Genomic DNA, 14,109 nt, shown 5'->3' on the forward strand with positions numbered 1-14,109 from the left:
CGGAAGTAGTTGGGGGTTGCCCCCTGTGAGATATGGAAGTCGCTTAGCTCTAGGGAGTTTAGCTCAGCTGGGAGAGCATCTGCCTTACAAGCAGAGGGTCAGCGGTTCGATCCCGTTAACTCCCATAGGTCCCGTAGTGTAGCGGTTATCACGTCGCCCTGTCACGGCGAAGATCGCGGGTTCGATTCCCGTCGGGACCGTAATAACGAAAGTTATTTGACTCGTTAGCTCAGTTGGTAGAGCAATTGACTTTTAATCAATGGGTCACTGGTTCGAGCCCAGTACGGGTCATATTTGCGGGTTTGGCGGAATTGGCAGACGCACCAGATTTAGGATCTGGCGCTTAACGGCGTGGGGGTTCAAGTCCCTTAACCCGCATAATAGAAATTAGCCGGCTTAGCTCAGTTGGTAGAGCATCTGATTTGTAATCAGAGGGTCGCGTGTTCAAGTCATGTAGCCGGCATTTTTTTAATATAAACCAGAGTCGATGCGAACGTAGTTCAGTGGTAGAACACCACCTTGCCAAGGTGGGGGTCGCGGGTTCGAATCCCGTCGTTCGCTTAGAGAGGCCGGGGTGGCGGAACTGGCAGACGCACAGGACTTAAAATCCTGCGATTGGTAACGATCGTACCGGTTCGATTCCGGTCCTCGGCATAAATGAGCACCCTTAGCTCAACTGGATAGAGTACCTGACTACGAATCAGGCGGTTAGAGGTTCGACTCCTCTAGGGTGCATTAACAATTTAATTCGGGAAGTAGCTCAGCTTGGTAGAGTACTTGGTTTGGGACCAAGGTGTCGCAGGTTCGAATCCTGTCTTCCCGATTGATGGCGGTGTAGCTCAGCTGGCTAGAGCGTCCGGTTCATACCCGGGAGGTCGGGGGTTCGATCCCCTTCGCCGCTATAATGATCTTGTTGGACCTTTAGCTCAGCTGGTTAGAGCTCTCGGCTCATAACCGAGTGGTCGTAGGTTCAAGTCCTACAAGGTCCATTGGAATGATGGAGGATTACCCAAGTCCGGCTGAAGGGAACGGTCTTGAAAACCGTCAGGCGTGTAAAAGCGTGCGTGGGTTCGAATCCCACATCCTCCTTTATTTATTATTAACGCGGGATGGAGCAGCTCGGTAGCTCGTCGGGCTCATAACCCGAAGGTCGTAGGTTCAAATCCTGCTCCCGCAATATTGGCTCGGTAGCTCAGTTGGTAGAGCAATGGATTGAAGCTCCATGTGTCGGCGGTTCGATTCCGTCTCGCGCCATATTTTTATTTAGTTTCATGCGGGTGTAGTTTAGTGGTAAAACTACAGCCTTCCAAGCTGTTGTCGCGAGTTCGATTCTCGTCACCCGCTTTGAACTTTGTTCAAGTACCAAGTTTTTACTTGGGCGCGTAGCTCAGGTGGTTAGAGCGCACGCCTGATAAGCGTGAGGTCGGTGGTTCGAGTCCACTCGTGCCCATTAATAGGAGAATTACTCAAGAGGCTGAAGAGGACGGTTTGCTAAATCGTTAGGTCGGGTAACCGGCGCAAGGGTTCGAATCCCTTATTCTCCGTAATTAAAGAGCTTTTTAGCTCTTTTTTTATTTTGCTTTTACAATTTTATATTCTTTGGAATTTTAATGTTATACTAGTTTTATATAAGATAGTAAAGTATTTTTGATGTTGGTTGTATAATTTACTAGAACATAATTTATGACAAAAGGTGTAAAGTCTCGTAGTATTTTTTATAGATTCATTTTATTTATAATAGTTTTGTTTTTTCTAGGTTTTAATCAAATTCTTGGCTGAGGATTTCAAACTATTACATTTTTTGATTACGCTTTTAGTTTTGATCAAACACGGTTGGTGTATTGCCTTCTTTTTTTAATTTTAGTTGGCATAAATTTTCTTTTTCCTTGGAAATTTTATATTTTACAGGATGGGATTTACCTTAGAAGATTAAATTTATTTGTTCCTTGGAGTGATATTAGTGGAGTCTCCAATGTTTGGATTAACAAAGCAAGTAATTTTAGCAGAGGACTTATTTTTTATAATCATAAATGTTTAGTTTTCTATCGTCATGACTACAAGCCGATTTGAATCTATAATACTTCCTTATTAGTTTTATTTCTTGTCAAATTCTTTAATCCTCAGATTAAAACGAATACCATGTCAGCTAGTTTTGCTACGGGTTTAAATATTCTATTAAATGCTACAATTTTCTTTTATTTTTAGTTTCTTGAGTTAAAGGATCTTAGTTTTAGTTCTTTTTTACTTTTTTTCTTCCTCTACCTTATAAAAGTATTTATCATTCCTTTATGGTTGGTTTATAGTCAAAATCGTAAGTACGGTCCTTATTTAGCTCATTGTACTATCTATAAGAAGAATGATTCTGATGTGATTCATTTTTAATTTAATAAAATGATGGCTTTCTACTTTTTAGTAGGAAGTTTTTTGTTATTTCTATATCGAAATAGTTGACAGATGTAATCGAAAATATTACAATTAGCGGTATAAAGTTCCATATAGAAGAAAAAGGAGGCGGAATGGATAAGATGATAGGGGGCTACCAAGCTCTACAGATACGTTTGTTAAATGGGCGTATCTTTCAAAAACTCTTGAGCAAGGAACCAGATGTTCAATACCGGAGTGAACAAGGAAAAATTTTAACAGTCCTTTGGCAAAAAGAAGATGGTCGGGCAACTGCTACGGATATCGCTCTTGCTTCAGGGTTAGCTAACAATACTCTAACCAGCATGATTAAGAAGTTAGAAGATCAGGGATTGGTTACTGTAAAACCTTGCACTCAAGATAAACGAAGAAAATTTGTTGGTTTGACCGAATTGGGTTGGGCGCAAAAAGAAAATGGAGACCGTGTTAGTAAAGAGTTAGGTGAAATTTTCTACCAAGGCTTTTCGGATCAAGAAATCCAAGAATTTGAGGCCTATCAAGAGCGTATTATCTCAAACCTAAAAGCTAAAGAAAATGAACTATAGTAGAAGGGAAAATGATGATGATTGGAATAACAGGTGTAACAGGGAAATTAGGTTCTTATGTAGCTGTTCTTGTCGATAAGAAAGGAATTGCTTCTATCCATCTGGCAAGAAGCCCAGAGCGTGCAAAAGTCTATGCGTCTGCGGAAATTCGTCAGATGGTGTATGCCAATACTCCAGATGTGGTTGAGGCCTTAAAGGGGATTGATGTCTTGTTGATGGTATCTGCACGCGAAAATCCAGAGCGTGTGAAGGAACATAAGAGTTTTTTAGATGCCGCAAAGCTAGCAGGGGTCCAGCATATCGTCTATACCTCCTTTTATGGGGCAGATGAGAAGGCAACGTTTACCTTGTCTCGCGATCATGCCCAGACGGAAGCCTATATCAAGGACTTAGGGTTCACCTACACGTTTCTAAGAGATAATTTTTACTTGGATTTCTTGATTGATATGGCGCTTGAGAATGGAGAAATTCGTGGTCCGGCTGGCAGTGGCCTTGTATCAGCTGTCGCCCGAAAGGATACTTCTAGGGTTGCAGCAGAAATTCTATTAAATCCTAAGGAATGGGAAAATCAAACCTTGAATCTAACAGGACCAGAGGATCTTTCCATGAAAGAGATTACGACACTCCTTTCAAAAGCAACCAAACAACTAATCACGTATGTAGATGAATCACTAGAAGAAGCCTATGAGTCACGGAAAAAATGGCCAGCACAAACTTGGGAGTACGATGCCTGGGTCACTACCTATACCGCTATCAAGCTTGGGGAACAAGCTGGGGTTTCAACAGATGTCGAAAAAGTCCTAGGGCATCCAGCAAGTAGCCTATTGGATATTCTTAGAGACAGAAAACTTATTGAGGAAGAACATGATTGAATACAAAAATGTGGTCCTGCGCTACACTGAAAAAGAGGTTCTTAGAGACGTCAATCTCCGAATTGAGCAGGGAGAATTTATGGTCTTGGTGGGACCTTCAGGATCTGGGAAAACCACCATGCTCAAGATGATCAATCGTCTTTTGGAGCCTATGGATGGTGATATTTATATGGATGGCAAGCGGATTAAAGACTATGATGAACGAGAGTTGCGTCTTTCTACTGGTTATGTTTTGCAGGCCATTGCCCTCTTTCCAAATCTAACAGTTGCTGAAAATATTGCTTTAATTCCTGAGATGAAGAGCTGGAGCAAGGAACAAATTGCCTCTAAAACAGAAGAGCTTCTGGATAAGGTGGGTCTTCCTGCTGTAGATTATGCTCATCGCTTACCAAGCGAGTTATCGGGTGGGGAGCAACAACGGATTGGCATTGTGCGAGCCATCATTGCAGAACCAAAGATTCTATTGATGGACGAGCCCTTCTCAGCTTTGGATGCTATTTCTCGCAAGCAATTACAGGCTCTTACCAAAGACTTGCACAAAGAATTTGGTATGACGACTATTTTCGTTACTCATGATACGGACGAGGCTTTGAAATTAGGCGATCGGATTGCGGTGCTACAAGAAGGAGAGATTGTACAGGTAGCGAATGCTGAGACCATTCTAGCCCAGCCAGCCAACTACTTTGTTGCGGATTTATTTGGAGGTGCTCACCATGTCTAAACTACTCGCAACTTTTCAAGAACGCTTTGGAGACTGGGTCACTGCACTGGGGCAACATTTGCAACTGTCATTACTGACCTTGCTCCTTGCTATTTTTCTGGCTGTTCCACTGGCTATTTATTTAAGTACTCGCATGAGAGCGAGCAACTGGGTCCTACAGTTAGCTGGGATCTTCCAGACCATACCTTCCATGGCCCTTTTGGGACTCTTCATTCCCATCATGGGGATTGGGACCCTTCCGGCCTTGACAGCTCTAGTGATTTATGCGATTTTCCCGATTTTACAAAATACTATCACTGGGCTGAAGGGAATTGATCCGAGTCTGCAGGAGGCTGGGATTGCCTTTGGGATGACCAGATGGGAGCGTCTTAAGAAATTTGAAATTCCACTTGCCATGCCTGTTATCATGTCTGGGATTCGGACGGCAGCGGTCTTGATTATCGGTACGGCAACCTTGGCAGCCTTGATTGGTGCTGGGGGACTGGGTTCCTTTATCCTTTTGGGAATTGACCGTAATAATGCCAGTCTGATTTTGATTGGAGCCCTTTCTTCTGCAGTGCTTGCCATTGCCTTTAACTTCCTACTAAAAGTGATGGAAAAAGCGAAATTGCGGACGATTTTTGCTGGTTTTGCCTTGGTGACGGTATTACTGGGTCTGTCTTATAGTCCAGCCCTCTTAGCTCAAAAAGAGAAGGAAAACTTGGTTATTGCTGGGAAATTGGGTCCAGAGCCAGAAATTTTGGCCAATATGTATAAGTTGCTGATTGAAGAAAATACCAGTATGACTGCGACTGTTAAACCGAATTTTGGGAAAACAAGTTTCCTCTATGAAGCTTTGAAAAAAGGCGATATTGACATCTATCCTGAATTTACCGGTACGGTGACTGAAAGTTTGCTTCAACCATCACCCAAGGTGAGTCATGAGCCAGAACAGGTTTATCAGGTGGCGCGTGATGGCATTGCCAAGCAGGATCATCTAGCCTATCTCAAACCTATGTCTTATCAAAATACCTACGCTGTGGCTGTTCCGAAAAAGATTGCTCAAGAATATGGCTTGAAAACTATTTCGGATTTGAAAAAAGTGGAAGGGCAACTGAAGGCAGGCTTTACACTCGAGTTTAACGACCGTGAAGATGGAAATAAGGGCTTGCAATCAATGTATGGTCTCAATCTCAATGTAGTAACCATGGAGCCAGCCCTTCGCTATCAGGCTATTCAGTCAGGGGATATTCAAATCACGGACGCCTATTCGACCGATGCAGAGTTGGCACGTTATGATTTACAGGTCTTGGAAGATGACAAGCAACTCTTCCCACCTTATCAAGGGGCTCCACTGATGAAAGAAGCTCTTCTTAAGAAACATCCAGAGTTGGAAACGGTGCTTAATAAACTAGCTGGCAAGATTACAGAAAGCCAGATGAGCCAGCTTAACTATCAAGTCGGTGTCGAAGGCAAGCCAGCAGAACAAGTAGCTCGTGAGTTTCTGGTTCAAGAAGGAATTCTTCAAAAATAAAAGCAGAATAGACTTTATACTAACATAAAACCCATCTTTCTTTTTAGATAAGATGGGTTTTGTATTAAATCAAAATGAGCATGAGTGTTAACAAGATGGCTAGTGAAATTCTGATGATATGGTGAAACTTTTTAAAGTTGCCTTTCTGTTTGTCATTCCAATAGGCTCCGTAACAAATCTGCCCACAGCCAATCAGCCAAAGAAATAACGCTACAATCGGCAAAAAGAAGTAGAGGATGAGAGATAAGGTCGCAAGGCTACTTCCGATAAGGAGAAGCCGATTTCCTAGAGTGTCCATGCCCTTTCTTAATTCTGAAAGACTAGCCAATAAATGAAGAAGAGGAAAAGCAAGAAGTAAGAAGGCTATCAAAATAGCAAGAATAATAACGAAGTTCATAAGATTTCCTTTCTAGCTAGAACAATGATGATTTATTTTTGTTTACTTGTCATCTCCATTACCTCAAGGTAAAATCTTACCACTTGGTCTTCTGTATAGGTTTGCCCTTTTTTAAGCCACCAGGTTAGAGTCTCGATAAAGTTCGTCACAACAAAATGCTGGAGGTAGGAGGCTGGAATAGTTGGATAGGCTTCTTGCAAGTCATCCGCTACCATGGGGTAAACCTGGCGTTCGAGCTCCTTGTGTAGTTGGCGGAGAAAGTAGTCGTTTTTGGAAAAAAGAAGACTGGTGACATGGTCCTGGTTTTTTTGAAAATGTAAAAAGATATGTGCGAGGTAGTCTTCTGTAGTCAAGTGTTCTTCCCTTTCAAAGAGATGGTGAAAGAGCTGTTGGCAGAGCTCATCCAGTAGTAACTCCTTGCTTTCATAATGACTGTAAAAGGTGGAACGCCCTACATCATCAAGGTCAATAATCTCCTGAACCGTGATAGACTCATAATCTTTTTGATTTAGTAATTGTAAAAAAGCGGCATAGATAGCTTTTCGAGTCTTGGTAATACGACGATCTTGAGTAGTCATATGGACAATTTGAACAAGATGTTCATGAATCTATTATATCAAAGGATTAAGTATTATGAAGACAAAACGTGCTGTTTGGTTAGCTTTTTTCTTAAACTTGTGTTATGCCATTGTCGAGTTTATCGCTGGTGGAGTATTTGGCTCTAGTGCGGTTCTTGCTGACTCAGTCCATGACTTAGGAGATGCGGTTGCAATTCGGGTATCAGCTGTTCTAGAAACAATCTCCAATCGTAAAGAGGATAGTCAGTACACCTTGGGATACAAACGATTTAGCCTTCTAGGAGCTTTGATTACGGCTGTGATTTTGATGACAGGATCTGTTTTTGTCATTTTGGAAAATCTAACGAAACTATTTCATCCCCAACCTGTCAATGATGAGGGAATTCTCTGGCTAGGAATCATTGCGGTTACGATCAATGTGCTAGCAAGTTTAGTGGTTCGTAATGGAAAAACAAAGAACGAGTCGATTCTTAGCCTACATTTTCTGGAAGATACCCTTGGTTGGATCGCCGTCATCCTGATGGCCATTATTCTCCGATTTACGGATTGGTATATCTTAGATCCTCTCTTGTCGCTTGTCATTTCCTTCTTTATCTTGTCAAAAGCCATTCCACGTTTTTGGTCTACGCTAAAGATTTTCTTGGATGCTGTACCAGAAGGAGTGGATATCAAGAAGATCAAGAGTGATTTGGAGCAATTGGAGTATGTAGCCAGTGTGAATCAGCTGAACCTTTGGACCATGGATGGTTTGGAGAAAAATGCCATTATTCACGTTTGTCTGGAGCATGTCAAGCATATGGAAGTTTGCAAAGAATCCATTCGAGACTTGCTCAAAGAGACGGGCTTTCAAAATGTTACCATTGAAGTAGATGAAGACTTAGCAACCCACCGAGCCCATAAGTGTAACATCGAAGAGCTGGAAGCTAGTCAAAGTCATGGACATGATCATCGTCATTGATGAGGCGTAGTATAAGTGAGCGAAAGCTTCATAAAAAGTGTATACTTGAAGTAGTTATATACAGAGAGGAAATTTTATGAAATCAGCAGTCTATAAAAAAGCAGGTCAGGTCGGTATCGAAGAGGTTAAGCGTCCAAGTATTCAAGAAGCAGATGATGTGATTATCCGTGTGGTTCGTGCTTGCGTTTGTGGTTCAGATCTTTGGAGTTACCGCAATCCAGATATTAAAGAGGGTCACAAAAATAGTGGACACGAAGCGATTGGAATCGTTGAAGAAATTGGAGAAGCCATTACAACGGTCAAGCCCGGTGATTTTGTCATTGCCCCTTTCACACATGGTTGTGGCCAGTGTGATGCCTGTCGTTCGGGCTTTGATGGTTCTTGTGACCGACACATTGATAACAACTTTTCTGGTGGTGTACAAGCTGAGTATATCCGTTTCCACTTTGCCAACTGGGCACTTGTCAAAATACCTGGACAACCGTCTGACTACACAGAAGGAATGCTTAAGTCTCTCTTGACTCTGGCTGATGTCATGCCGACAGGCTATCATGCAGCGCGTGTGGCTCATGTGAAACCAGGAGATAAAGTTGTCGTTATTGGCGATGGAGCTGTTGGCCAATGTGCTGTTATCGCAGCTAAGATGCGAGGAGCATCACAAATTGTCCTTATGAGTCGTCATGAAGACCGTCAACAAATGGCCTTGGAGTCAGGTGCGACAGCTGTGGTAGCTGAGCGAGGAGAAGAAGGGATTGCCAAGGTGCGTGAAATCCTCGGAGGAGGAGCAGATGCAGCACTTGAGTGTGTTGGTACTGAGGCGGCTGTTGAGCAGGCTCTGGGTGTCCTTCATAATGGCGGTCGTATGGGTATTGTTGGTGTGCCTCACTACAATAATCGTGCCCTTGGATCGACCTTTGCCCAAAACCTTTCCGTGGCAGGTGGAGCAGCCTCTGCGACAACATACGATAAGCAATTCTTGCTGAAAGTAGTTCTTGATGGTGATATCAATCCAGGCCGTGTCTTTACCACAAGTTATAAATTGAAAGATATCGACCAAGCTTATAAGGATATGGATGAACGTAAGACCATTAAATCTATGATTGTGATGGATTAATACTCTTCAAAAATCTCTTCAAACCACGTTAGCTTCGTCTTGGATTATATATGTGACTGACTTCGTCAGTCTTATCTACAACCTCAAAGCAGTGCTTTGAGCAGCCTGCAGCTCGCTTCCTTGTTTGCTCTTTGATTTTCATTGAGTATAAAAAAGAAAATCCTAATAGAGAACTGAGAAGCTCTTATTAGGATTTTTTGTATTCAACTCTTGTACTTAATGTAAGGTACTTTCTCTTAAAGTTAGTTTGGTTCCAAGCATAGTGAGGCTTGGAATTTTTCGTCCATGAAGGACTTCTCTATTCAGAATATCCATTCCTGTGCGTCCCATTTCTTCGGTGTAGACTGTGATACTGGAAAGTGGTGGGAAAACTTGCTTGGTTAGAATGGTATCATTAAAGGAAATAACGCTCACGCGCTCTGGTATGCTGATGCTGACTTCTTGAAGGGCGCGAAGAGCACCGATTGCCAAACTATCACTAGCTGCAAAAAAGGCTTGTGGAAGTTTATCTCCTAATTTTTCAATAGCCTCTTTCATCAAGTCGTATCCAGATTGGGCAGTAAATAGTCCTTGGAAAATGAATTTCTCGTTATAAATTCCTTTTTCTTGTGTATAGGATTTAAAGTACTCTAAGCGTTTATCTGCGATGACTTCTTCTTGGTCAGTAGTAGTTTCAAGACCGGATAAGATACCAATCTTCTTAATCCCGTGGTCGGTAAAGTAATCGACTACCTGTCTAACAGCATTATTAAAATCTGTAATGACACAGGTGTGTCCCAAGGCTATGGTGTCACTATCTAGAAAAACTAGAGGTTTTTGATATTCTTCAAATGATGCAATCTGTGCTTGGCTAAATTTTCCAATACAAAGAATTCCAATGACTTCTTCGCTAAGCGTAAAAGGTTGATCATTGAAATAGCGCAAGATTTCGTAATCTAATTCTTGTGCCCTATTTTCAATTCCTAGTCGAATCTGGTAGTAGTAGAGGTCTTCCAACTCACCTTGTTCGCTGACCCACTGGATAATGGCAATCTTTTGTTTGAGTTTGTGACTTTCGCCTGTTTTGAGATGTTTGGTATAACCAAGTTCTTCTGCGACGGTTAAAATACGATGTCGGGTTTCTTCTGTGACAGATAGACTCTGATCGCGATTGAGAACACGGGATACAGTTGCGATTGAGACAGAGGCTAACTGAGCAATATCTTTGAGTGTAGCCATAATTCCCCTCCTTTTTAGGTTATTATAGCATATTTTTCTATCTTTTTACTCATAGTTTAGTAAAATATCGGTAAAAATGTTGACCAAAGCAAAACCCTTGGGTACAATAGAAGAAAACGATTACAAGGTAAACTTTTTTACCTGACAAATTGTCAAAGGAGAATTCATATGACACAACATCTTACTGCTGATGCGCTTCGCAAGGACTTTCTTGCTGTTTTTGGTCAAGAAGCAGATCAAACCTTTTTCTCACCAGGCCGTATCAACCTGATTGGGGAACATACTGACTATAATGGAGGGCATGTTTTTCCGGCAGCTATTTCACTAGGAACTTACGGAGCTGCACGCAAGCGCGATGACCAAGTGTTGCGTTTCTACTCAGCAAACTTCGAGGACAAAGGCATTATCGAAGTTCCTCTGGCTGACCTTAAGTTTGAGAAAGAGCACAACTGGACCAACTATCCAAAAGGTGTCCTTCATTTCTTGCAAGAAGCTGGACATGTGATTGATAAAGGTTTTGATTTCTATGTCTATGGGAATATCCCAAATGGTGCTGGTTTGTCATCTTCAGCTTCTTTGGAGCTATTGACAGGTGTCGTGGCAGAATACCTCTTTGATCTAAAATTGGACCGTCTAGATTTGGTTAAAATCGGAAAATTGACAGAGAACAACTTTATTGGGGTTAATTCTGGTATCATGGACCAATTTGCTATCGGTATGGGGGCAGACCAACGTGCCATTTATCTAGATACAAATAGTTTAGAATATGAATTGGTTCCCCTTGATTTGAAGGACAATGTTGTTGTTATCATGAATACCAACAAACGCCGTGAACTTGCGGATTCTAAGTACAATGAACGTCGTGCTGAATGTGAAAAAGCAGTAGAAGAACTCCAAGTGGCCTTAAATATTCAAACCTTGGGTGAATTGGATGAATGGGTTTTTGATGAATATAGCTACCTGATCAAAGACGAAAATCGTTTGAAACGTGCGCGTCATGCAGTTCTTGAAAACCAACGTACCCTTAAAGCGCAAGCGGCTCTTCAAGCAGGAGATTTAGACAAGTTTGGTCGTTTGATGAATGCTTCTCATGTTTCACTTGAGCACGATTACGAAGTAACTGGCTTGGAATTAGATACTCTTGTGCATACGGCTTGGGCTCAAGATGGTGTTCTTGGTGCTCGTATGACAGGAGCAGGTTTTGGTGGTTGTGCGATCGCCTTAGTTCAAAAAGATGCTGTTGAGTCCTTTAAAGAAGCTGTAGGCAAGCACTACGAGGAAGTAGTTGGCTACGCTCCAAGCTTCTATATCGCTGAAGTTGCCGGTGGAACTCGCGTTCTTGATTAGTCAAAAGGAGGTTTTCTAGTGACCTTAGTAGAAACATTTGTTACCAAAGTCATTGCAGAAAGTACCTTTGAAGAGTTAGATCGGATTTATCTGACCAATCGTGTTTTGGCCTTGGTTGGTGAAGGAGTTTTTGACGTTGAGGCTGACCAAGACAGTTTGATTGATCTCAAAGACCAACTTGTCGAAGAAGCCGTTCGATTAGAAACGATTGAAGATAGTCAGGCTGCGCGTGAGATTCTCGGTGCTGACCTCATGGACTTGGTAACCCCTTGTCCAAGTCAGGTCAATCGTGACTTTTGGGATACCTATGCCCAGTCACCAGAACAGGCGATTGCGGACTTCTACCAACTCAGTCAGAAGAATGATTACATCAAACTAAAGGCTATCGCAAAAAATATTGCTTATCGTATACCGTCTGACTATGGTGAACTTGAAATTACCATCAATCTCTCCAAGCCTGAAAAGGATCCAAAGGAGATTGCGGCGGCCAAGTTGGTCAAGTCGAGCAACTATCCTCAATGTCAACTCTGTATGGAAAACGAAGGTTATCATGGTCGTGTCAATCATCCAGCTAGAAGCAACCATCGCATCATTCGTTTTGATATTTCTGGTCAGGAATGGGGCTTCCAGTATTCGCCTTATGCTTACTTTAATGAGCACTGTATTTTTCTAGATAGCCAACACCGTCCTATGGCCATCAGTCGCCAAAGTTTCGAACGTTTGTTAGTGATTGTGGAGCAATTTCCAGGCTACTTTGCTGGTTCGAATGCTGATCTGCCAATCGTGGGTGGTTCTATCCTGACCCATGATCATTATCAAGGAGGGCGGCATGTCTTTCCAATGGAAGTAGCGCCTTTACAGAAGAGCTTTACCTTTGAAGGTTTTGAATCTGTTAAAGCAGGGATTGTCCAGTGGCCTATGTCGGTCATTCGATTGACTTCAGATTCGAAAGAAGAGTTGACGGACCTTGCTGAGAAAATCTTACTGGCTTGGCATCAATACTCCGATCCAAGTGTTCAGGTTTTGGCAGAAAGCGATGGGACACCGCACCATACCATCACACCGATAGCCCGTAAACGAGATAGGCAGTTTGAGTTGGATTTGGTTTTGCGTGATAACCAAACTTCAGCAAAGCATCCAGATGGTATCTATCATCCCCATAAGGATGTCCAACATATCAAGAAGGAAAATATCGGCTTGATTGAGGTCATGGGCTTGGCAATCTTGCCACCACGCTTGAAGGAAGAAGCGGAGCAAGTAGCAGCTTACCTAGTTGGAGAGGATGTTTCAGTTGCAGATTATCACCAAGAATGGGCTGATGAGTTGAAGGAAAATCACCCAGACTTAAGAGATAAAGTCCAAGCTCTTGAAATCGTCCAAGAGTCTGTTGGTAACATCTTTGCTCGTGTTTTGGAAGATGCAGGTGTATACAAGCAAACGGAAGAAGGACAGGCGGCCTTCATGCGCTTTGTCGAGCAGGTTGGGATTTTACCCGAATAAGTGCTTCTCCCTTGCACAGAGTCTTGAAAAGTAGTATCATAGTGTCGTTTGAAACATCAGGAGGAAAGTATGAAAGATTTTCACTTTGACGCTATAGCTGCCTTTGAAAACTACGAAATTGAAAAAATGAGAGATGGTCACGTTGTGGTAACGACAAAAGTAGTGGACTCTTCACTCAACTACTATGGGAATGCCCATGGAGGCTATCTATTTACCCTTTGTGACCAAATCAGTGGACTTGTGGTGATTTCACTTGGATTGGATGGTGTGACGCTCCAGTCTTCTATCAACTATTTGAAAGCCGGAAGTCTAGGAGATGTTCTCACCATCAAGGGGGAATGTGTCCATCAAGGACGTACCACTTGTGTCGTTGATGTTGATATCACCAACCAAGATGGCCGCAATGTCTGCAAGGCAACCTTCACCATGTTTGTCACAGGACAACGGTCTGAAGATAGACAGGTGAGGATATAGGTAACATAAAAAAGAGGTACATGCCTCTTTTCTTATTTTTTTCCACTGTAGTGCTCGATTATCCTATTCACTAAATCTTAAAAAATAGCCATCTGGGTCTAGAACTGCAAATTCATGAGGGTAGATATATTGTTCACCAACTCGAAATTCTCTTTTAGTCAAAGGACGATAAATAGGATAGTTGGATTCTAACAATTTCTGATAGAGTCGAGGAACATCCTTTATGCCAAAGGAGATGTTGACTCCACGACCAAAGGGATAGTTTAGTTGGGCTAATTCTTCTGTGCTGCCTTCTTCTAGCATAAGTTGGCAGTCTTCAAGCGAGAGGAAGAGAAATTTATCCTCTGGACGCTCGTATTCGACAGAAAATCCCAGCAAGTCGCAGTAGAAGTGACGCGATTTCTCGATATCCGATACGACAAATTCAGGGATGACAGCTTGATAGTCCATT

At 42.4% G+C, this 14,109-nt stretch carries 13 protein-coding genes and 17 tRNA genes; 26 read left to right on the top strand and 4 right to left on the bottom strand.

The features are described 5' to 3' along the window. Positions 1 to 52 precede the first annotated feature (52 nt). The 21 genes from NGI26_RS06405 to NGI26_RS06505 all read left to right on the top strand — a co-directional run bounded on the left by NGI26_RS06405 (position 53) and on the right by NGI26_RS06505 (position 6,072). Positions 53 to 125, top strand: a tRNA-Val gene (locus NGI26_RS06405). A gap of 2 nt (positions 126 to 127) precedes the next feature. After that, positions 128 to 200: transfer RNA gene (locus NGI26_RS06410), tRNA-Asp, on the top strand. Between the two features lie 18 nt (positions 201 to 218). Further along, positions 219 to 291 (top strand) — tRNA-Lys (locus NGI26_RS06415). A gap of 5 nt (positions 292 to 296) precedes the next feature. Beyond that, positions 297 to 378 (top strand) — tRNA-Leu (locus NGI26_RS06420). 12 nt (positions 379 to 390) lie between these two features. Then, positions 391 to 463: transfer RNA gene (locus tag NGI26_RS06425), tRNA-Thr, on the top strand. A gap of 26 nt (positions 464 to 489) precedes the next feature. Beyond that, positions 490 to 561, top strand: a tRNA-Gly gene (locus NGI26_RS06430). Positions 562 to 568: 7 nt separating this feature from the next. Beyond that, positions 569 to 654 (top strand) — tRNA-Leu (locus NGI26_RS06435). Positions 655 to 661: 7 nt separating this feature from the next. Next, positions 662 to 735, top strand: a tRNA-Arg gene (locus NGI26_RS06440). A gap of 14 nt (positions 736 to 749) precedes the next feature. Then, positions 750 to 823: transfer RNA gene (locus tag NGI26_RS06445), tRNA-Pro, on the top strand. A gap of 5 nt (positions 824 to 828) precedes the next feature. Then, positions 829 to 902: transfer RNA gene (locus NGI26_RS06450), tRNA-Met, on the top strand. 13 nt (positions 903 to 915) lie between these two features. Further along, positions 916 to 989 (top strand) — tRNA-Ile (locus NGI26_RS06455). A gap of 10 nt (positions 990 to 999) precedes the next feature. Continuing rightward, positions 1,000 to 1,089: transfer RNA gene (locus tag NGI26_RS06460), tRNA-Ser, on the top strand. A 14-nt stretch (positions 1,090 to 1,103) separates the two neighbouring features. Beyond that, positions 1,104 to 1,177: transfer RNA gene (locus NGI26_RS06465), tRNA-Met, on the top strand. 4 nt (positions 1,178 to 1,181) lie between these two features. Next, positions 1,182 to 1,254, top strand: a tRNA-Phe gene (locus tag NGI26_RS06470). A gap of 19 nt (positions 1,255 to 1,273) precedes the next feature. Continuing rightward, positions 1,274 to 1,344: transfer RNA gene (locus NGI26_RS06475), tRNA-Gly, on the top strand. A gap of 32 nt (positions 1,345 to 1,376) precedes the next feature. Next, positions 1,377 to 1,450: transfer RNA gene (locus tag NGI26_RS06480), tRNA-Ile, on the top strand. Positions 1,451 to 1,456: 6 nt separating this feature from the next. Beyond that, a tRNA-Ser gene (locus tag NGI26_RS06485) sits at positions 1,457 to 1,544 on the top strand. 972 nt (positions 1,545 to 2,516) lie between these two features. Continuing rightward, positions 2,517 to 2,966, top strand: coding sequence for a MarR family winged helix-turn-helix transcriptional regulator (locus NGI26_RS06490; RefSeq protein WP_251937833.1), 450 nt, complete (start codon positions 2,517 to 2,519; stop codon positions 2,964 to 2,966). A 17-nt stretch (positions 2,967 to 2,983) separates the two neighbouring features. After that, entirely contained in the window at positions 2,984 to 3,838 is an 855-nt protein-coding gene (locus NGI26_RS06495; RefSeq protein WP_251938338.1) for an SDR family oxidoreductase, read from the top strand. Continuing rightward, positions 3,831 to 4,559, top strand: a complete 729-nt coding sequence (locus tag NGI26_RS06500; protein WP_251937836.1) for an ATP-binding cassette domain-containing protein — start codon at positions 3,831 to 3,833, stop codon at positions 4,557 to 4,559. The genes NGI26_RS06495 and NGI26_RS06500 overlap by 8 nt, the downstream gene beginning before the upstream one ends. Next, a complete protein-coding gene (locus tag NGI26_RS06505) occupies positions 4,552 to 6,072 on the top strand; it encodes an ABC transporter permease/substrate-binding protein (RefSeq protein WP_251937839.1) in 1,521 nt (506 codons plus the stop codon). Before NGI26_RS06500 ends, NGI26_RS06505 begins: the two co-directional genes overlap by 8 nt. Before the next feature lie 64 nt (positions 6,073 to 6,136). On the opposite strand, the gene NGI26_RS06510 is transcribed toward NGI26_RS06505, so the two are convergent. Both NGI26_RS06510 and NGI26_RS06515 read right to left on the bottom strand, forming a co-directional pair. Then, positions 6,137 to 6,469, bottom strand: coding sequence for a glucuronide permease (locus NGI26_RS06510; protein ID WP_251937843.1), 333 nt, complete (start codon positions 6,467 to 6,469; stop codon positions 6,137 to 6,139). A 32-nt stretch (positions 6,470 to 6,501) separates the two neighbouring features. Continuing rightward, positions 6,502 to 7,047: a TetR/AcrR family transcriptional regulator gene (locus tag NGI26_RS06515; protein WP_251937846.1), complete on the bottom strand. Its 546-nt coding sequence runs from the start codon at positions 7,045 to 7,047 to the stop codon at positions 6,502 to 6,504. Positions 7,048 to 7,102: 55 nt separating this feature from the next. On the opposite strand from NGI26_RS06515, the gene NGI26_RS06520 reads away from it, so the two are divergent. Beyond that, a complete protein-coding gene (locus tag NGI26_RS06520) occupies positions 7,103 to 8,005 on the top strand; it encodes a cation diffusion facilitator family transporter (protein ID WP_251937849.1) in 903 nt (300 codons plus the stop codon). Between the two features lie 76 nt (positions 8,006 to 8,081). After that, the gene (locus NGI26_RS06525; RefSeq protein WP_251937851.1) at positions 8,082 to 9,119 is read left to right on the top strand and encodes a zinc-binding dehydrogenase; all 1,038 of its coding nucleotides are present in this window, start codon (positions 8,082 to 8,084) and stop codon (positions 9,117 to 9,119) included. 216 nt (positions 9,120 to 9,335) lie between these two features. Here the strand turns inward: NGI26_RS06525 and NGI26_RS06530 are convergent, their stop codons facing one another. Continuing rightward, positions 9,336 to 10,337: a LacI family DNA-binding transcriptional regulator gene (locus NGI26_RS06530; RefSeq protein WP_251937855.1), complete on the bottom strand. Its 1,002-nt coding sequence runs from the start codon at positions 10,335 to 10,337 to the stop codon at positions 9,336 to 9,338. A gap of 168 nt (positions 10,338 to 10,505) precedes the next feature. Here NGI26_RS06530 and NGI26_RS06535 point away from each other — a divergent pair, with 168 nt between their 5' ends. The 3 genes from NGI26_RS06535 to NGI26_RS06545 all read left to right on the top strand — a co-directional run bounded on the left by NGI26_RS06535 (position 10,506) and on the right by NGI26_RS06545 (position 13,658). After that, on the top strand, positions 10,506 to 11,684 hold the full coding sequence (locus NGI26_RS06535; RefSeq protein WP_251937857.1) for a galactokinase: 1,179 nt from the start codon (positions 10,506 to 10,508) through the stop codon (positions 11,682 to 11,684). A gap of 18 nt (positions 11,685 to 11,702) precedes the next feature. Then, positions 11,703 to 13,184 carry a UDP-glucose--hexose-1-phosphate uridylyltransferase gene (locus NGI26_RS06540; RefSeq protein ID WP_251937860.1) on the top strand — a complete coding sequence of 494 codons (1,482 nt, stop codon included), beginning with the start codon at positions 11,703 to 11,705 and terminating at the stop codon, positions 13,182 to 13,184. 69 nt (positions 13,185 to 13,253) lie between these two features. Continuing rightward, positions 13,254 to 13,658, top strand: a complete 405-nt coding sequence (locus NGI26_RS06545) for a PaaI family thioesterase (RefSeq protein ID WP_251937863.1) — start codon at positions 13,254 to 13,256, stop codon at positions 13,656 to 13,658. 63 nt (positions 13,659 to 13,721) lie between these two features. On the opposite strand, the gene NGI26_RS06550 is transcribed toward NGI26_RS06545, so the two are convergent. Further along, positions 13,722 to 14,108 carry a bleomycin resistance protein gene (locus NGI26_RS06550; protein WP_251937866.1) on the bottom strand — a complete coding sequence of 129 codons (387 nt, stop codon included), beginning with the start codon at positions 14,106 to 14,108 and terminating at the stop codon, positions 13,722 to 13,724. Position 14,109 lies beyond the last annotated feature (1 nt).

The sequence above is a fragment of the Streptococcus sp. Marseille-Q0941 genome (genome assembly GCF_943736975.1).
Taxonomy (GTDB): domain Bacteria; phylum Bacillota; class Bacilli; order Lactobacillales; family Streptococcaceae; genus Streptococcus.